Raw genomic sequence first — 17,653 nt, forward strand, 5'->3', positions numbered from 1 at the left:
CTCATGGAAGCGCATCAGATCTGATCGTTGCGGCAGTGGGAGGCTCGTTTGCTGCGGGCCCCGGCATCAAACCGGTGACCGACAAAGCTGCCGGCCGATCGGGCAGAAATGCCGCACACCTCGTCAGTCGTGCGCTCGGTGGACGGCTCGTCGACGTGTCGGTTTCGGGAGCAACGACGGCGAATGTTCTGCATGAAGCACAACGCATTCGCTCGCACTCGTTCCGCCCGCAGATCGAGAGTGTCCTACCTGGGACGGATCTGGTCCTCGTGACCGCCGGCGGAAACGACCTGCAGTACATCGGGAGCATGGTCGCACGCGCGAAAGCGAACACCTTGCGGGGTAGAAGGATTACTCGTAGCTTCGGGCGGCAGATGCTCAACCGGTCAACTCTGGTGATGCCTAGCGAATACCATCGCCTCCGCACCGCCACATCCCTCGAACGCATCGTTGTCGAATGTCGGCGGCGGGCACCAGCGAGCCGTGTTCTTCTCGTGGACTATCTGCCCGTTCTCCATGCTGGCAGCGTTGAGGGACCAGCTCTTCCCTTTACCAGTGCGGAAATACGACACTTCCGCGAGTTGGCTGCAATGTTGTCCACAGCCATTGAAACGGCCGCATTTCAAACCGGCGCGGATCTTCTGCCAGCATCAGCCTATGGTACTGAGAACTGCGTCGGGAGCGAAAACCCGTACACCCGAGGATTCGAGAAGCACTTCGGCGACGGCACCGCCTTCCATCCCACGGGCGCCGGCATGGAGAGGGTAGCCGACGGTATTCTGGCGCTCCTCGGAAGTAACGCTGACTAGGTCAGGGTGCGTTGAGGGGGATCTAATTCCTCGGCAGCGGGTTCAACGGTACTTACGACGTCGACCAAAACGCGCGAGTCCGTGGACTCAATGATTCCCGGACTGCGGAAGAAGGCATGGGCGGGCTCCTGCGCCTCGATGAGTCCGTCGGTGCGCGCCGCGGACTGGAGTGCAGGGCCAAGAGACGTGTCGGGTGCGCTCGCCACTCCGAGACCGGACGCCGCGGCAAAGGCGACGGCTCTACCGGAGCACCGGTCGACGGCAAGCGGCTTCTCTGACCAGACCCATTTGCCGGCTTCGAGGGCTCGCATCGCCATCGCCGCGGCGACGGCCATCGGTACCGTCAGGTTCACCACGATCTCGACGGGGTCATGGGAACGAAGTTCATCGACGCTTCCCGATCCGGGCACTCCACAGACCGTTGCCTGCGCCTCGGCCTTGTTGAGGCCAACGTCCGCGATGAACCGCAGACGTCCGGGCACCGTGTGAGCGTTCCGAGATCGGTCGGGCTGATGGCACCGGCGCGGATGAGGCCGACCCCGACAGGACCCACCGGCGCAGCGCTCACCGCTGCGCGTCCAGCTCCTTGACGGCCCGGAGGCCAAGCTCCAGCGCGCCCATCAGGTCGCCAGGGTATTCGTCGAACTCAAGCACGCGCAGTGCCTGCGGGGCTGCAGCGAGTGCCTCAGCGATTGGCACTTCGCCTGACCCCGCAACCACCTGACTCCCGAACGGCGGATTCGGCGTGACTGTCCCGTCCTTCACGTGCATCAACGAAACTCGCTTCCGGAGCCGTCGCAGCAGCGCGGCAGCATCGACGCCTCCGATCGATGCCCAGTAGATGTCCAGTTCGAGAACGACGTCGGGATGTAGAAGTTCTGTGAAGACTTCGAGCGCTGTGCTGTCGCCGGACGTCGCGAATTCCCACCAGTGGTTGTGATAGCCAACTCGCAAGCCGTGCGGCCCTAACGTTCGCGCGTGCCCGTTCAGATCGTTTGCGAAATCGCGGAACGCCATAGGGTCGTCCCAGCCGTCGCGGCGGCCGGGATCGATGAGTGTGCGAGTGCCCAGTGCGGATGCCGCGCCGACTACCGCACTGAGGTCCGCCTGCCCGATGAGGGGCACGTGTGCCGACGGGACGCTCAGACCGAGTCGGCTCGCGGTGTCGGCATGATTGTCCGCGAAGTCGACGAGGTCGAATGGCTCCACCGCAGTGAAGCCCGCCGATTGGAGTTGCTCAAGGGTTCGTGTTGGGTCTGAAGCGAACTGGTCGCGCACCGACCAGAGCTGAACTGAGTAGATCACCGAGCCTCCGAAATCCTAGCCGCCGCTCGGCCGGGAGCGGCACTTGCCGTGTACGTGGTTACGCGCAGCACGCCGGACAACTGCAGGTTCTGGCGAATGGGGAAGAGCTCCGACTGCCCCTGGTTCAGAATCGGCAGGCGAATCCACTCACCGCCGCCGATCTCGTCACCGTTGAGTCGTCGCTGAGCTACAAAGGCCTCGCCGTCCCGCTCCAGCTCCTCGACAGCCGCCCAAGCACCGCGCCCTCCCGCACCGTCTAGCGGACGAATTGCGAAGCCACGGCCAACAATGAAGTACTCGTTTGAACCAACTCGAGCAACACAGCCAACGCCGTTTTGTGAGGACGGGAAGATTTCAGACATGTGTTTCGACGTGACTTCAAGCATATCGCCGAAGAGCAAACGAGATGGCTCCTCGTTTGTCAATGTAAAACCGCAGAGCTCAGCGTTGGGGTGCCGTCCCAACAGCATGCTGAGGGAGCGGAGAAGAGCAAAAGCGTCCTGCACTTCGCGGTAGCTATCGTCCTCCTCCGACATGAGGTCAAACGCAAAAGGTGCGGCTCCTATGGCGCCCAGTTCCCCGACCGCCCGGAACATTTGTTCCACGCCGGTGCGGTTGCACTGCATCTCCGGGATGAAAAGGACGCCGTCGATCGCTCGATACGCGTCGGCGACGGCGTCAAAGCTGCCAAAGTAGAGGTCCGGAGCGAGGAAATCGAGCGACGGCGCGAGGTGCCTCCAGATTGCGGCGGTGTGTCGAAGCGGCCCGCCGCTGGGGTAGTCGCCGGGCCGAGCGCCGCCCGCGAGGGCGAGCTGGGAGTCGCCACCGTCGTTGGATGCGTTGGCATCCACCCAGGCGTTCACGAACATCGGCACGTCGAACTCGGCACGACCGGCCCGGGCCACGGTCTCGATGTAGCGCGCGTAAGCGGCTGCCATGAACGCCTCATCCGCCTCGTCCGCAAGCAGAGCCGGCCAGCCGGCGGAAGTAGAGCGGCCGCCACGTTCGTACGAGTCTGCCAGGCGCCCGTTTTGGGCAGCGGATATGGCTGCCGCGACATCGGAAGGCACTGGCTTGTTCCAGTGGTCTTCAGCGAGCGAGCTGCGGTCCCGAGCATCGCTGAGCACACCGACTTCGTTCTCGACCTGCACCATAAGTACCGTTTCACCATCGTCGATACTTGCGAGATGACGCATCAGGGCCGCGAAAGCACGGGCATCCGCGTCACGCGCCGCGTCGGAGAACGGGGTTACAGACTCGAGGACGAGTCCGGCTGAGTTGATGATTCGCGGGAAGCGTTCGCTGTTGCCCTTGACCCAGATCGGGGTGTAGGTCGACATGCCGTTCTTCCACGTGCCGAACCAAAGCGGGATCAGATGCAGTCCGCGCACCCGAGCGGCGTCGACGAGGATGTCGACCAGTGCGAACTCGAACAGTCCTTCTTCTGGTTCGATCGATTCCCAGGCGATCGGAGCGAGCACTGTGTCCACACCGAGGCGCGTTGCTGCGTCGAACGACCTCTCGATTGCCGTGGGAGTGCTCGACCCGGAGTTGTGTATCTCGCCGGCGACTAGCAGGAACGGTTCGCCGTGCAGCATGTATCGGCCGTCTGCGAGCTTGCGGTGGGACTGTGGCATGAGGTTCTTCCGGTATCTGTGACGGGTTCAACAGCATGGTGATGAAGTTGCGGTGTTTCGCGTCGCTCAGTCTCCGATGACATTGTGAAGCGCCGTGACGATCCGCTGCCCGCGGGACCAGTCACCCATCCGGTTCGTCAGATAGGCGAATGAGAGACGATTCTCCGGGTCGGCGAACGCAACTTGCCCTCCGGCCCCATCGTGGCCGAAGGACAGCGGGGTGAGGTAGGGCTCCCAGCCGGAGGGGATCATCACGCCGGCACCCCACGCCTGGTAGGGAGGAGAGTCGACGGGGAAACGGCCAGGTCCGGAGCTTCGCGGGGCCCGGAGCATCTCGACCGTTGCGTCGTTGATTGACCGGACGCCGAGGGTCGGAGTCACTGTCGACGACCAGATGCGGGCCAAGCCTGACGCGGTCGCGACACCGGTAACGCCGGCGAGGACACGGCGGAGGACCTCAGGGCGATTGAAGTCGGGTATGCCGATGCCTCCGCCCACGGTCATCGCCCGGCCATGCCAGAACGAGGCAACCGATCCGGAGGCGGGGGATCCGTTCGAGAACTGACTCGACTCGCTCTCAGCGTCCACCCAGTGACTGAGCCGAGGGACTTGCTCGTCGGAGAGACCAAAGAACACCTCTGCGCTGAGGGGCTCCGCGAGTTCCTCCTGGAGGAACTGAGAAATAGTTGAACCGGTGAGTCGCGCGATGATCTGCTCGGCAAAAACTCCGTGGGTGAGTGCGTGGTAATGATGGTCCGCGCCCGGCTCCCAGAGCGGCTGTTGCGCCGCGAGGGTGGCTGCGAGCGTTGAGCCGTCCAAAATCTGCTCTTGTGTCAAGTCGATGCGCGGCGCAGAGACACCGCCTCGGTGAGCTAGGGCGTCCCCGATCGTGAGTTTGTCCTTCCCGAACGCTCCGAACTCCTGCCAGATCGTGGAGACCGGGGTCTCGAAGGACTCGATCGTTCCTCTCTCAACGAGCAGCGCGATCAGGAGGCTTCCAATGCCCTTTGAACACGAGAAAATCGGTTGCAATGTCTGCGCGGTGAAAGCCTCACCGGTGCGGCCGTCGGCGACGCCAGCGTGGACCTCGACGACTGGTTGGCCGTCGATCCAGATAGCTAAGGCACCTCCTGTCTGACGGTCGTCCGGGATAGTGGAAGCGAAGGTCCTGATCACGGACTCGAATCGGGGCTGGGCCCATCCCTGAATGGACTCAGGACTAGTGCCGCCTGACGTCTCGGTTCTGCTCGGCATGCGCGTTCCGTTTCTCTCGAGGGTTTTGTGGACGAGGTATCCAGCGAGTGTCAGTCTGCCGAGTACACGAATGATTCGAGCCGCCCCTGCGCATCTCCGGGGCCGACCGCGAGCATGCGCCCTGTGAATCCAGCGGCAACTTCAGTCGAGAGGTAGCGTCCGTCGAGTCGACCGAGTTCGATCTCGCCTTCGTTCTCCACCAGGGATAAGACGATCTCGTCTGGACCCGCTAACCGTAGGGGTTCCGGCTGCGGCCGCGGTGGGATGCTGCGAATACGGAGGATCGTTCTCGAGCTTCCCGTCGAGACACTTTTGAGGGTGTGCTCGATTTCACCGATACGGGCCAACGCTCGAACGGTCCCGGCTTCCACAAAGAACCCGTACCAGTGCCTGTCATCAACCCGGAGCAAAAACCTGGCAGACCCTGTAAACACAGCTTCCGCGATCCAACGAAGATCGCGCACCCGCGTGCACAACAAACCGCTGGTGCCATTCTCGTGCAGCAATCGAAGGCCGCCCTCCGGGTCCCAAGCGACAACTTGCTCCGCTTCAGAACCCGGTACGACCCAGCGGTCATCGAGTCGTGTCGTCGTGAAATTGTCCTGGAACGAGGTGAGAGAGGGAGGAATGTCGAATGCTGAATCATCGAAGACGGGCCAACCTCCAACCCAGTCAATTGCGCCGAGGAAGGTCTCACGCCCGAGCACATGGTATCCCGGTGTTGACCCTCGATTTCGGACTCCCAGATACACGGCAGCCCAGCCGCCGTCCGCCAGCTGAATCAGGTCGGCATGACCGACATTTTGAACGGGATGAGAAATCACGCTTCGCCGGGAAAATATGGGGTTCTGAGGGTGCGTCTCGAACGGTCCGCGGGGAGAAGGTGCTCGGGCAACGGTCACGGAATGCCCCCGTTCAGTGCCTCCTTCTGCCAGCAGCAGGTACCACCACTGGTCGATGAGGTACAGGTGTGGGCCTTCAACGGCATCCAGTCCGCTTCCTTGCCAGATTGGATAGGGCTCGTCGAGAAGCTCGCCGGATCCGAGGTCGACCCGGGCTTGCATTATGCCCGTTTCGGTCGTGAAGTCCATCGCTTTCCAAGTGAGGAGGCAGAGTCCGTCTTCGTCCCAGCAGAGGTCGGGGTCGATGCCGATCGCTTCGCTGATGAAAGTCGGCTCCGTCCATGGACCCGCTGGATCGGTCGCCGAGACGACGATTTGACCGGCGGTGAAGTCACTCACATTCGTAGTGACGTACCAGAATCGACCTGCATGATAGCGGAGCGTGCCGGCATAGATTCCAGTAGAGTCCGCGCCGGCGCCTCGCCGGAATTGAGTCCGTCGGGAGAGGATATGGCCGACCTGTGTCCAACTGACAAGGTCGGTGCTGTGGAAAAGCGGGATGCCCGGGAAATACTCGAAGCTCGAAGTCGCGAGGTAGTAGTCGTCACCAACCCGGCATACTGTCGGATCGGGATAGAATCCCTGAAGAATAGGTGCTATGGCGGAGTTGCCACTGTGGTGCTTCGACCGACGACCCGCGGCATCGGGGTGCGTTTGACTTGTTTTCACGGCGTTCTCCTGAAGAAGGGGACCTAGCGGCGAGCAGATGCCACGGATTCGGCCCGCCGCCTCATCGGCGAGGAGGCGGCGGGCCGGGATTGCAGTGGTCGACCTACTCGACGCCCTTGTCGTAAGCCGATTGGACCTTCGCAAGTGTCCCGTTCACGGTGTCCCTGCCGAGGAGGAGCCCTTGAATGGACTCGTTGATCGCGGGCTGGGTTGCCGCATTCGGCCACACGGGCAGCTTGGTGAAGGTGCCCGATTCGATGTACTTCGCGAACTCGTTGAGTGACGCGGGTGCCTTGTAGTCCTTCTGCGGAATTGCAGGGAGCGCAGCGAACGCGGCTGCGTGTGTTGCGATCTGGTCTGGCTCAGAGAGGAACTGCAGGAAAGCCTGGGCGGCCGCGGGATTCTTTGCCTTCGCGTTCACGGCGATGGTGTAACCGAGCAACGCGGTTGCGAAGGTGTCCTTCGGGTTGTCCGTCGCGGGCATTGGTGCAAAGGTCAGTTCGTCCTTCGGGGCTTTCGCCCCGATGGATCCAAGGACGGCCGAGACATCGACGATACCCAAAGCCTTGCCGGCGGCGACCTCGTCGGCGCCCTGTGTCCGGTCGCGGCCGAGTGCCCCGTCGCCGAAGCAGCCCATATCGAACATCTTCTTGTAGATCTCGAGCTGGTCCTTCCACCCGGACTTGGCGAATTTGAAGGTACCTGCGGTGGTCTGCTTGGTCGCTTCCGGGTCCGGACCATAGACGAGTGACGCCGTCTGCGCGTACGAAAGCATCTGCGGCCCACCTTGCGCGTCGCCAAGGCCCTGCGCGTAGGCGTAGACGCCAGCCTTCTTCGCAGCGGTGCAGAGGCTGTACACCTCGTCGATGGTCTTCGGGACTGTCAGACCGTACTTGTCCAAGGTCGTCTTGTCGTACACGGCCCCCATGCCCTGGGCGATCCCAGGATAAGCGTAGGTTTTACCCTTGTAGTTCACCTCGCTCTTCCACTGGTCTGGAATTGTCTTGGTCCAAGGCGACGACGAGATATCGAGGAGCTTTCCCTGCGAGGCAAGAGTGACGACCGTCGTGCCTCCACCCGTGCCCGGGGTTCCGCCAGGGAAGGTGATGAGGAGGTCGGGCGCAGTTCCCGCCTGTAGCTGAGTGCTCAGGACGCCGCTGAGGTCGCCCCCCTGGTAGGTGATGTCCATCTTCACGCCAGGGTGTTCCTTCTCGAAGGCTTTCGCAACCGGATCGATCGAATCTTTGAAGGTCGAGTCCCAGATGCCCGTGACCGTCCCGGTGAGCTTTCCGTCCGAGCTTGCGGCCGTGGGGGTTCCGCTGCTTGAGCAGCCTGCGAGGAGTGCGCCGGTCATGATCAGCGCGCCGGCCGCGAGGCCAGTTCGAATCTTCATCGATCCTACTTTCTGAGCTTGCTTTTGATGGGGGAGGTGATTTCGACCGGCCGAACGCCGGAAGTTTCTGTCGTCGCCGCTAGAGGCCATTAGCCCTTGAGCCCCCCTGCGAACCCCTGGATGACGTACCGTTGGAATACTAGGTAAATCGTCAGCACAGGAACCATCGATATTATGAGGGCGGCGAAGATGAGGGACCAATTAGTCGCGTAAGCGCCTACGAATTGGAAGATTGCAACGGGAATCGTGGAGATGCTGCTGCCTGCCAAGTAGAGCAAAGGGCTGAAGAAATCGTTCCAGATTCCCACTCCAACCAAAATGATCAGGGTGCCGAGCACCGGGCGAAGCAAAGGAATGACCACGTGGAAGAACACGCGAGAGTCGCTGCAACCATCGATGCGTGCTGCTTCCTCGTACTCGAGAGGAACACTTGAGCGGAGGAACGTTGTTGTCAAGAAGATGGCAAACGGCATGTTCCCGCCGACGTACAGGACGATGAGAGCCCAGGGCGTTCCGAGCAGGCCGAGGTCGCGCATTGTCACATAGAGCGGCAAAAGGGCGACCTGGGCGGGGAGCAGCAACCCGATCAGGAAGAAGTAGAACGTCGAAGTAGCGAGCCGTGCGGTGGACCGCGCCAGCGGATAAGCGGCCATTGTCGCCACGATCAAGATCGCGAGGCACGAGACGGTCGTGACGAGCATGCTCGTCACGATGGCCGAAGGAAGTCCAGACTGCGTCCAAGCTTGGACGAAGTTGTCTCCTGTTGCCCGGGTACTCGGTACGAAGGCGGGCGTGAAATCGTCGGCGGGGCGGATCGCCAGATTGATCAAGAGGTACACGGGGATGAGGAACAGCAGGCTGCTGCCGTAGGAAAAAACGTGCGCTCCGGCGCTACCGATCTTCGAGGCGTTCATGCGTTTCGATCCTGACGTCGAAGTACGGCGAACTGGATAAGCGAGAGGGCTGCAACACCAATGGCAAGGAGTACGGCGAGGGCCGCAGAGAGTCCGTACGAGCCGTATTGGGAGAAGTACTTGTAAATAAGTGTTGAGATCGTTTCTGTCGAGCCAGCCGGCCCGCCGCCCGTGATAGCGAAAATCTGGTCGAAAATCTTCAGGCCGCCTATCAGTCCGATCATGAGGTTGATGGTCACGGCGGGGGCCAGTAGCGGCAGCGTGATGTTTCGGAACTTCCCCCACGTCCCCGCCCCGTCGAGAGAAGCTGCCTCGAGCAACTCCGCGGGCACACCTTGTAGCCCAGCAAGGTAAATGATCATGGTCGAACCAGTGAACTGCCACACGACCACCACGATGATGATCCAGAGCGCCGTGTTCGGGTTGCCAAGGAAATCGATCTGCTGGACGCCGAAGGACTGGAGGGCGACGTTGATCGCGCCCGTCCCCGGAGGGCCAAAGATGTACTTGAACAGATATCCCACCACCAGGGGGGATACCACCATCGGTGCGAAGATGATCGTTCGCAAGATGTTCCGCCCCCTGAGCGGCCCGCTGAGCACGAGCGCGAGCAGGAGTCCGAGTACGTTCTGGATAACCACCGTCGCGATCGCGATGAAGAGGGTTCGCAGCGCGGCCGTACCCGAGTCGCCCTGGAAAAGGGTGACGAAGTTGCCGAATCCGATGAACTCCGCATTCGGCTTGAACGCTGACCAGTTGGTCAGCGACATGTACGCGCCCTGGACCGTGGGGACAATTACGATGAGGAGGTAGATAGCGAGTGCGGGAAGGGCGAACCACCACAGAGCGCGTCCGACCGAACTCCGCCGGCGTCGGGGACTGTGTCGATCGGCCGGGGCCACCGGTGCGAGGGCGGGCGTCTTCACTGTCGTCGTCATTGACCTACCTGCTTTGGTGCGATTACCGGTGGCAGCCGTTCGGTCGGCTGGCGTCCGAGGATCTCCGTTGATGGGCCGATCGTAAGGTGTGAAACAGTGGCGCCGTACGCGAGTTGCGCAATAAGATGACGCTCACGTTGCGAAGGAGCGCGGTTCGATGGAGAACGTCTCTCGGGTTTCGATGGCCGATGTAGCAAGTGCGGCCGGGGTGTCACTCTCGACCGTGTCACGGGCGCTGTCGGGTCGCGGCGATCTGCCGGGGGAGACACGTTCGCGGATCCAGCTCGTGGCTCGGGACCTCGGGTATCAGCGGGCTGCGACACCGCGAGGTCGCCCATCGACCAGCGATCCGCGCATGATCGAGCTTGTTCTGGGCGTCTTCGATGACCCGTGGACCGACGAGGTCGTCAGCGGGGCGCGGTCAGCTGCGGCGCGGTTGGGGTACGACCTGGTGTTGACGGCCGAACGCGACGATCCCGCCGACGATTGGCCAACTCGGGCGGCAGCTCGGAAGTCTGGAGGCGTCATCCTTGGGCTCATCCGCCCGACGCAAACTCAACTCGCGCGACTTCGAGATTTCAACATCCCCGTCGTCTTGCTTGATCCCCGTTCGGGTTCGCACAGGGAACTCGAGAGCGTAGGGACGACTGACGAGGCAGGGGGGCATGATGCGGGTGCGCACCTAGCGGACCTTGGCTTCGTACGGTTCATGGTCGTCGTGGGGGACCCTCCATTCCGATTCGGCAGGGCCCGCGAGGCAGGCTTTCGAGCGGCCGTTCTGGAGCGGGTTCCGGGCGCCGAGATCAGAACGGTGCGGGCTTCCTGGACGGACGCGGATCTGGCGGCTGCTCTCCGCCCGGTGTTGCGCCAAACACCGCTGCCAATCGGCGTCTTCGCCTGTAACGACGCGATGGCGGCAGGCGTGTACAGAGCAGCGGCGACCCTTGGTCTCCGGATCCCGCAGGATCTTTCGGTGATCGGTTTCGACGACACGCCACTTGCGGCCTCGCTGGCACCACCTCTCACGACCGTGCGTCAACCTATCCGCGAGATGGCCGCTCGATCGGTCGAGTTCATTCGTGAACTGAGATCGGGTGCGGCCCGGCCTGGCGAGCGGATCGAATTGCCCACCAAACTGATCGTTCGTGGCTCGACCTGCGCAGCTGTCCGTCCGTAGAGCCTTTGCCGGTCCGCGCCTGACCGTTCCCATTGCGGTCGACTCGGATCGGCCGGGAACGTCTGAGGGCCGGGAGTGGCAACGAAGGAGGAGGCCGTGGCCAGCGGAGGCTGGACGCTGATCGGGTGTTCGTCGAGCCAACGTCGCTGCTTGGCGGACCAGCTGGGATTCGCGGCCACGTGAGGGAGCCCTCCGCTCTGGGCGTGAAGAGGGCTCAGCGCCGATAATGCATATTATGTCAACTCAGGCGGAACGGGCCGGCCGGAAGCACGCTCGGCTGCACCGGAGTTGTGTGTCCCGATGTGAGTTCACTGCCCCTCTGGTTGCTGGTCGTCATCTTCGTCGCGGGCGCGGCGGTGATCTGGATCGCCGGCATCCAACTCTCCAAGACCACCGACGTCCTCGATGACCGCCTGCACCTCGGGAGCGCCCTCGGCGGGCTGATCGTGCTCGCCGTGGCGACGAACCTGCCGGAGATCGCGATCACCGTCAGTGCCGCAGCGTCGGGCTCGATCGAGGTGGCCGCCGGGAACATCCTCGGCGGCATCGCGCTGCAGACCGTCGTCATCGCGGTGCTCGACGTGTTCGGCCGCCGAGGCAAGGGCGTCAAGCCGATCACCTACCGAGCGGCGTCGCTCGGTCTCGTCCTCGAGGCGATCGTGGTCGTCGCCGTTCTGGCCGTCGTGATCGCTGGCAGCCAGCTCCCGCCGGACCTCATCGCGCTGCGCCTGACGCCGGACGTCGTGCTCATCGCGATCATCTGGCTCGTCGGACTCTTCCTCGTGCAGGGTGCCGGCAAGGGACTCCCCTGGCACCAGGACGGTGCCGCTCCGGACACGACCACTCCGCACCCGAGCTCACACCGGACGCGGAAGTCGGCGACGGCGACGGCGACGGCGACGGCGACGAAGCAACCGAGCACGGCGAAGGCCGCCGTGGTGTTCTCGGTGTCCGCACTCGCGACGCTCGTCGCCGGCGTGGTGCTCGAGCGGGCCGGCGACGCCGCGTCGTCGCAGATCGGGCTGTCCGGCGTCCTGTTCGGCGCCACCGTGCTCGCACTCGCCACGAGCCTGCCGGAGATCTCGACCGGGCTGCAGGCCGTCAAGCAGGGCGACGACAACCTGGCGGTGAGCGACATCTTCGGCGGGAACGCGTTCCTGCCGGTGCTCTTCCTGGTGGCGACGCTGATCTCCGGGAAGGCGATCCTCCCCCAGGCTAACGCCAGTGACGTCTACCTGACCGCGATCGCGGCGCTCCTCACCCTCGTCTACGCGGTCGGGTTGGTCTTCCGGCCGAAGACGCGCATCGCCGGCATGGGGGTCGATTCGTTCGTCGTCGTGCTGCTCTACCTGGCCGGGGTGGCGGGACTCGTCGCGATCACGATCGGCTGAGCCTCGTCGAGCGTCAGAACACCGCCACCGTCATGCCGGCCGACGTCGCTGGTCGGTCCATCGCGACGAGAGCGTCAGGCAGGTCGTCGAACGGGATCGTCCGACCGACGGACTCGGACGGACGGAGCCGACCGGTGACGACGTCGTCGAGCATCGCCGCGTACTCCCCCACGGCGATCCCGTGGCTGCCGAGCAGTTCGAGTTCCTCCGCGATCACCTTCCCCATCGGGATCGCCGGCGTGGCCTCGTCGTCGAGGAGCAGACCGACCTGGACGTGCCGACCCCGCGGACGGAGCGACGCCACCGCCGCCACCGAGGTCGCCCGACTGCCGAACGCATCCACCGAGACGTGCGCCCCGCCGCCGGTGATCGTCCGGACGGAGTCGACGACGTCGTCGTCCATCGGGACAGGGTGAGCGCCGAGTGCTTCGGCACGGGCGAGCGCGGCGGGCGAGACGTCGACCGCGACGACGTGTGCACCTGCGGCGACGGCGACGATCACCGTCGACAGCCCGACCCCGCCGCAGCCGTAGACGACGACCCACTCCTCCTCGACGACGCGGCCGCGGGCGTGGAGTGCGTGGTACGCGGTGCCGAACCGGCACCCGAGCCCGGCCGCCTCGGCGAACCCGACGGCATCGGGCAGCGCCACCAGGTTGACGTCCGCGTGCGGGACGACGACCGACTCGGCGTAGGAGCCGGGCAGGGTGAAGCCCGGCTGCTGCTGTCGTGTGCACACCTGCGTGGCGCCGTCGAGGCACTGGGCGCACTCCCCGCACGCGAAGACGAACGGCGCGGTCACGCGATCCCCCACGGCGAACCGCGTCACGTGCGGCCCGACGGACGACACGACGCCGGCGAACTCGTGGCCGGGCACGTGCGGCAGCCGGACCGAGTCGTCGTGACCCTTCCACGCGTGCCAGTCGCTCCGACACACCCCGGTCGCGGCGACCCCGACGACCACGCCGTCCTCGGGCGCGACGGGGTCCGGGAGCTCGATGATCGACGGCACGGACCCGAACTGCTCGTACTGCACTGCGCGCATGGCGCCATCCTGGCAGACGGCAAGAGCCCGGACGGGCAGACCGGCGGGGTCCGCACTCCCCCACAGGCACCCTGGCACGCCGGGAGTCCACAGATCGCGGATCGGCCGTTGTCCGGCCGCCAGGGCCTCCGCTTCACTGGTGGGCATGGACGGAATCCGCTTCTCCGACGATCCCGACGACCTCGACGTCGACCGCGTGCACCACTGGCTCAGTGAGCAGTCGTACTGGGCGCGCGGCCGTGACCGTGCCACGCAGCTGGCGATCATCGCCGGGTCCCGGAACTTCGGTGTGTACGACGACGCGACCGGGCAGCAGCTCGGGTACGCACGTGTGATCACCGACGGGGTCACCTTCGGCTGGCTCGCCGACGTCTTCGTCGATCCCGGTTCACGGGGGCGGGGTGTGGGCGTCGCGCTGATCGAGGGCGTCACCGCGGCGATCGAGCCGCTCGGCCTCAAGCGGTTCGCCCTCTTCACGGCGGATGCGCACGGCCTCTACGAGCGGTTCGGGTTCCGGCGGCTGCCCGATGCTGACGGCTGGATGATGCGGCCCGGCCCGGGGTTCGGGGGTGACTTCCACCCGTGATGCAGGACCCGGCGGACGACGCGTGTCGCGGGGTGCAGACGCGGGGACCGACGGTCGGGAGGCCCGTGGCGGGGTCACCACGGGCCTCCAGTCCGTCTCCTGGTTGCGTCGAGACCACCTCCAGAAGCCGCCGTCCTCGGACGCGGGATGGTTTGTCCCCTCCGCGCGGGCCGATGTCCGGCCCGCGCGAAGACCAGTAGAAGGAGAAGCAGGGGATGCGTCCGACGGTGGGCGCGGGATGGAGGCACGGTGTCCGGAGATCGCAGGAGCAGGATGCGGACCAGGGCCACCACCGTCGGTTCCCTCGTGGTCGTCGGCCTGTTCCTGTCGGGCTGCGCGTCCGGCATCCAGCCCCGGGACGACAGCAAGGTCGACTACTCGACCGGTGCGCACCTCTCCGGCACGCTCGACGTGATGGGCTTCGGCCTCGGCGACGACGTCGCGAAGACCCGCGACCGCGATGCCCGGAAGGCCCTCGGCGGTGACGTCCGTGTCGCGATGGCCCAGGGTGCACTGGACACGCAGACGTTCCTGTCCGCGGTGGCCGCCGGCGATCCGCCGGACCTCGTCTACGCATCCCGCGACGACGTCGGGTCCCTCGCGACGCAGGGAGCGCTCCTCCCCCTCGACCGGTGTCTCCGCGGGTCGGACACGGACACGTCACAGTTCCGCGAGACCGCGCTCGCCCAGGTCTCGCACGGCGGACACGTCTACGGCGTCCCGGAGTTCAACCAGCTCCAGGTCGCCATGGCGTCCACCGACCTGCTCGACCGCGCCGGGCTGACGATGTCCGACGTGAACGGCTCGGACTGGACGGCGATGTCGGCCGCGAACGCGGCGATGACCCGGACGACCGGCAAGCGCCTCGACGTGCTCGGGGTGGACTCGAAGCTCCCGGACTTCTTCTGGCTCTGGACCCTCGCGAACGGCTCCAGCCCGATCTCGGCGGACGGTCGCACCGCGCAGCTCGACGACCCGGCGGTGGTCGAGGCCCTGCAGTACGCGGTGTCGCTGACGAAGCCGGCCGGCGGCTTCGGGCGTGTCAAGGCCGTCCGGGACGCCGCCGACCTGTTCGGCGAGGACAACCCGTTCGCGTCCGGCGCCCTCGGTGCCGAGCCGATGGACAACTGGTACGTCAACGTCCTCGAGGACGTGAGCCCCGACGTCCACCTGCAGTTCGACGCGTTCCGCGACCGTACGGGTGACCCGATCGCGTTCGCCGGCGGGAGCGCATGGGCGGTGCCGGTCAACGCCCGCGATCCGCAGCTCGCCTGCCGCTACGCCGTGACCATGACGAGCGTCGATGCCTGGCTCGACGCCGCGGAGGCGCGGATCCGCGAAGGCGACGCGTCCGACAAGCAGTTCACGGGCCTCCTGACCGCGAACCGCGTCGCGGACGCGCGGATCGAACGCTTGGCGCTCGATCAGGCGGCGGACCAGGGTCGCGCGTCGGACGACCAGTGGGTGCAGGCCGTGCGCGCGATCTACACGGCCAACGACCACGCCGTCTCGGCACCGGCCAACCCGGCGGCGGCGGAGTTCGCGAAGGCCTGGCAGGACGGCGTGAACAGCGTGCTGAACGGGCAGGCGACACCGGAGGCGGCGATGCACCGGGCGCAGCGGGTCGCGCAGCAGGCGCTCGACGACGCCTGGGCTGAGGAAGGACGACGATGACCACGATCCGGACCGGCCGACGGGCGCGCACCGACCAGTCGGGGACGCCGCCCCTCCGCACCGGCGTGCGCCGCCGCCGACGTCGCGAAGCAACGAGTGCCCTGCTCTTCATCAGCCCCTGGATCATCGGGTTCCTGGTGTTCACGCTCTGGCCGATCCTGCAGAGCGCGTGGCTGTCGATGACCGACTACGACGTGCTCCACGCCGCGCGGTGGGTCGGCTGGGACAACTACGTCGAGCTCTTCCAGGACCCCAAGGTCGCCCTCTCGCTCGGCAACACGGTCCTGTACACGGTGCTCGAGGTCCCCGCGCACGTCCTCGTCTCCCTCGCACTCGCTCTGCTGCTCGCACGCGCCGGCCGCAGCTCGGGCTTCTTCCGCACCGTCTTCTTCCTGCCGAAGATGACGCCGGCGGTGGCCGTCGGTGCGCTCTTCCTCCTGGTCTTCAACGGGCAGGACGGGCTCGTCAACCGTGCGCTGGCGCTGGTCGGCATCGACGGGCCGGCGTGGACGACCGACCCCGCCTGGGTCAAGCCGGGCCTCGTCCTGATGAGCCTCTGGACGGTGGGGGCGAGCGTCGTGATCTTCCTCGCCGCACTCCGAGCGGTCCCCTCCGACCTGCTCGAGGCCGCGACCCTCGACGGCGCGGGCCCCTGGCAGCGGACCCTCCGGGTGACGCTCCCCCTCATCAGCCCCAGCATCTTCTTCGTCACCGTGGTCACCACGATCGCGTCCTTCCAGACCTTCACGGAGTCGTACACGGCGTTCTTCGGCGCCTCGAGTTCGGCGTACGGCAACGACGCTGCGCTGTTCTACGTGATCTACCTGTTCCAGCAGGGGTTCGAGTACCTGCACATGGGCTTCGCCTCCGCGATGGCGTGGGTGCTCTTCCTCGTGATCCTCGCGGTCACGATCGTCCAGATCCGCGTCTCCCGACGCCTGGTCCACTACGAAGCGGGTGACGCATGAGCGCCGACACACTGCCTGGAGGCACGGCCTCCCCCGACACGACGGCCGGCGTCGGCCTGGGGCCGGTCCCACCCCGCTCGGTGCGAGCGGGTGCAGCCGGGATCGCTGGTACCGCGAGCGGTGCGGGTGCCCGCGCTGCGCGCCCGGACCACGAAGCCGGACGCGGCTGGCGTCGCGGCCTGACGATCGCAGCGCTCGTCGTCTGCGCGGTCGTGTTCCTCTACCCGTTCGCGTGGCTCGTGAGCGCGTCGTTCAAGCCCCGGAGTCAGGTCTTCGACAACGCGCTCATCCCGCGCACCTTCACGCTCGACAACTACGTCACGATCTGGCAGTCCGCGCCGATGGCGTTGTGGATCGCGAACACCCTCGTGGTGACCGTCCTCGCGACCGTCGCCGTCACGTTCACGTCCGCGATGGTGGCCTGGGGGTTCGCGTACTTCCGGTTCCGCGGGCGGAACCTGCTGTTCGGACTGGTGCTCGCCACGATGATGCTCCCCGGCGCCGTGACGATGATCCCGACCTTCATGATCTGGAACGCCCTCGGGCAGTCCGGAACGCTCACGCCGTTGTGGGCGGGCAACCTGTTCGGGTCCGCGTTCTACGTCTTCCTGCTCCGACAGTTCTTCCTCGGACTCCCCCGCGACACCTTCGACGCGGCGACGGTCGACGGTGCCGGGAACTTCCGGGTGTTCTGGTCGGTCGCCCTGCCACTCTGCAAGCCCGCCCTCGTCGTCACCGCGCTGTTCGAGGCGCAGGCGAGCTGGACCGACCTGATGAAGCCGCTCATCTACCTTCGCGACTCCGCGACCTTCACCGTCCCCCGGGGGCTCAAGGCGATGGTCGACCAGTTCGGCTTCGGCGGCGAGTTCCACTGGGAGCTCATCATCACCGCGTCCGTGATCACCACCGTGCCGATGATCATCCTGTTCTTCATCGGACAGCGGCAGTTCGTCGAGGGGATCGCCACGACCGGCGCGAAGGGCTGAGCCCT

The 17,653-nt window shown here is 65.3% G+C and carries 16 protein-coding genes; 7 read left to right on the top strand and 9 right to left on the bottom strand.

All coding sequences use genetic code 11. The annotated features are described in order from the left end of the window. The first annotated feature begins 35 nt into the window (after positions 1-35). Positions 36-809, top strand: a complete 774-nt coding sequence (locus tag BLT36_RS15280) for an SGNH/GDSL hydrolase family protein (protein ID WP_175529669.1) — start codon at positions 36-38, stop codon at positions 807-809. On the opposite strand, the gene BLT36_RS15285 is transcribed toward BLT36_RS15280, so the two are convergent. The 8 genes from BLT36_RS15285 to BLT36_RS15320 form a co-directional block, all read right to left on the bottom strand. Beyond that, the gene (locus tag BLT36_RS15285; protein WP_368086384.1) at positions 806-1,414 is read right to left on the bottom strand and encodes a Gfo/Idh/MocA family oxidoreductase; all 609 of its coding nucleotides are present in this window, start codon (positions 1,412-1,414) and stop codon (positions 806-808) included. The two genes, BLT36_RS15280 and BLT36_RS15285, sit on opposite strands and share 4 nt — an antisense overlap. Further along, the gene (locus tag BLT36_RS15290; protein WP_092096389.1) at positions 1,374-2,114 is read right to left on the bottom strand and encodes a sugar phosphate isomerase/epimerase family protein; all 741 of its coding nucleotides are present in this window, start codon (positions 2,112-2,114) and stop codon (positions 1,374-1,376) included. The genes BLT36_RS15285 and BLT36_RS15290 overlap by 41 nt, the downstream gene beginning before the upstream one ends. Further along, positions 2,111-3,712 (bottom strand): DUF5597 domain-containing protein, encoded by a 1,602-nt coding sequence (locus BLT36_RS15295; RefSeq protein ID WP_175529670.1) that lies wholly within the window; start codon positions 3,710-3,712, stop codon positions 2,111-2,113. Before BLT36_RS15295 ends, BLT36_RS15290 begins: the two co-directional genes overlap by 4 nt. Before the next feature lie 105 nt (positions 3,713-3,817). Next, complete coding sequence (locus BLT36_RS15300) at positions 3,818-4,927, bottom strand: serine hydrolase domain-containing protein (protein WP_175529671.1); 1,110 nt, start codon at positions 4,925-4,927, stop codon at positions 3,818-3,820. 128 nt (positions 4,928-5,055) lie between these two features. Then, positions 5,056-6,576 carry a glycoside hydrolase family 43 protein gene (locus BLT36_RS15305; RefSeq protein WP_217638320.1) on the bottom strand — a complete coding sequence of 507 codons (1,521 nt, stop codon included), beginning with the start codon at positions 6,574-6,576 and terminating at the stop codon, positions 5,056-5,058. A 103-nt stretch (positions 6,577-6,679) separates the two neighbouring features. After that, the gene (locus tag BLT36_RS15310) at positions 6,680-7,969 is read right to left on the bottom strand and encodes an ABC transporter substrate-binding protein (RefSeq protein ID WP_175529672.1); all 1,290 of its coding nucleotides are present in this window, start codon (positions 7,967-7,969) and stop codon (positions 6,680-6,682) included. A gap of 89 nt (positions 7,970-8,058) precedes the next feature. Then, on the bottom strand, positions 8,059-8,883 hold the full coding sequence (locus tag BLT36_RS15315) for a carbohydrate ABC transporter permease (RefSeq protein ID WP_092096395.1): 825 nt from the start codon (positions 8,881-8,883) through the stop codon (positions 8,059-8,061). Beyond that, a complete protein-coding gene (locus tag BLT36_RS15320) occupies positions 8,880-9,821 on the bottom strand; it encodes a carbohydrate ABC transporter permease (RefSeq protein WP_092096396.1) in 942 nt (313 codons plus the stop codon). The genes BLT36_RS15315 and BLT36_RS15320 overlap by 4 nt, the downstream gene beginning before the upstream one ends. 181 nt (positions 9,822-10,002) lie before the next feature. Here BLT36_RS15320 and BLT36_RS15325 point away from each other — a divergent pair, with 181 nt between their 5' ends. Next, the gene (locus BLT36_RS15325) at positions 10,003-10,998 is read left to right on the top strand and encodes a LacI family DNA-binding transcriptional regulator (RefSeq protein WP_254787695.1); all 996 of its coding nucleotides are present in this window, start codon (positions 10,003-10,005) and stop codon (positions 10,996-10,998) included. 302 nt (positions 10,999-11,300) lie between these two features. Next, on the top strand, positions 11,301-12,389 hold the full coding sequence (locus BLT36_RS15330; RefSeq protein WP_092096399.1) for a sodium:calcium antiporter: 1,089 nt from the start codon (positions 11,301-11,303) through the stop codon (positions 12,387-12,389). A 13-nt stretch (positions 12,390-12,402) separates the two neighbouring features. On the opposite strand, the gene BLT36_RS15335 is transcribed toward BLT36_RS15330, so the two are convergent. After that, a complete protein-coding gene (locus BLT36_RS15335) occupies positions 12,403-13,434 on the bottom strand; it encodes an alcohol dehydrogenase catalytic domain-containing protein (protein WP_092096401.1) in 1,032 nt (343 codons plus the stop codon). A 145-nt stretch (positions 13,435-13,579) separates the two neighbouring features. On the opposite strand from BLT36_RS15335, the gene BLT36_RS15340 reads away from it, so the two are divergent. From BLT36_RS15340 to BLT36_RS15355, 4 genes are all read left to right on the top strand, one after another. Further along, positions 13,580-14,020 (top strand): GNAT family N-acetyltransferase, encoded by a 441-nt coding sequence (locus BLT36_RS15340; RefSeq protein WP_092096402.1) that lies wholly within the window; start codon positions 13,580-13,582, stop codon positions 14,018-14,020. Between the two features lie 273 nt (positions 14,021-14,293). After that, positions 14,294-15,694 (top strand): extracellular solute-binding protein, encoded by a 1,401-nt coding sequence (locus BLT36_RS15345; RefSeq protein ID WP_092096404.1) that lies wholly within the window; start codon positions 14,294-14,296, stop codon positions 15,692-15,694. Further along, positions 15,691-16,662, top strand: a complete 972-nt coding sequence (locus BLT36_RS15350; protein ID WP_092096405.1) for a carbohydrate ABC transporter permease — start codon at positions 15,691-15,693, stop codon at positions 16,660-16,662. The genes BLT36_RS15345 and BLT36_RS15350 overlap by 4 nt, the downstream gene beginning before the upstream one ends. After that, a complete protein-coding gene (locus BLT36_RS15355; RefSeq protein WP_092096407.1) occupies positions 16,659-17,648 on the top strand; it encodes a carbohydrate ABC transporter permease in 990 nt (329 codons plus the stop codon). Before BLT36_RS15350 ends, BLT36_RS15355 begins: the two co-directional genes overlap by 4 nt. Positions 17,649-17,653: the final 5 nt, after the last annotated feature.

This window comes from Curtobacterium sp. UNCCL20 (assembly GCF_900101675.1).
In the GTDB taxonomy this organism is placed as follows: domain Bacteria; phylum Actinomycetota; class Actinomycetes; order Actinomycetales; family Microbacteriaceae; genus Curtobacterium.

Excerpts from the sequence above, each read along its gene's own strand:
- BLT36_RS15320 (WP_092096396.1), bottom strand. The coding sequence starts at position 9,821 with ATGACGACGACAGTGAAGACGCCCGCCCTCGCACCGGTGGCCCCGGCC.
- BLT36_RS15295 (WP_175529670.1), bottom strand. The coding sequence starts at position 3,712 with ATGCTGCACGGCGAACCGTTCCTGCTAGTCGCCGGCGAGATACACAAC.
- BLT36_RS15355 (WP_092096407.1), top strand. The coding sequence starts at position 16,659 with ATGAGCGCCGACACACTGCCTGGAGGCACGGCCTCCCCCGACACGACG.
- BLT36_RS15325 (WP_254787695.1), top strand. The coding sequence starts at position 10,003 with ATGGCCGATGTAGCAAGTGCGGCCGGGGTGTCACTCTCGACCGTGTCA.
- BLT36_RS15340 (WP_092096402.1), top strand. The coding sequence starts at position 13,580 with ATGGACGGAATCCGCTTCTCCGACGATCCCGACGACCTCGACGTCGAC.
- BLT36_RS15310 (WP_175529672.1), bottom strand. The coding sequence starts at position 7,969 with ATGAAGATTCGAACTGGCCTCGCGGCCGGCGCGCTGATCATGACCGGC.
- BLT36_RS15335 (WP_092096401.1), bottom strand. The coding sequence starts at position 13,434 with ATGCGCGCAGTGCAGTACGAGCAGTTCGGGTCCGTGCCGTCGATCATC.
- BLT36_RS15345 (WP_092096404.1), top strand. The coding sequence starts at position 14,294 with ATGCGGACCAGGGCCACCACCGTCGGTTCCCTCGTGGTCGTCGGCCTG.
- BLT36_RS15315 (WP_092096395.1), bottom strand. The coding sequence starts at position 8,883 with ATGAACGCCTCGAAGATCGGTAGCGCCGGAGCGCACGTTTTTTCCTAC.
- BLT36_RS15350 (WP_092096405.1), top strand. The coding sequence starts at position 15,691 with ATGACCACGATCCGGACCGGCCGACGGGCGCGCACCGACCAGTCGGGG.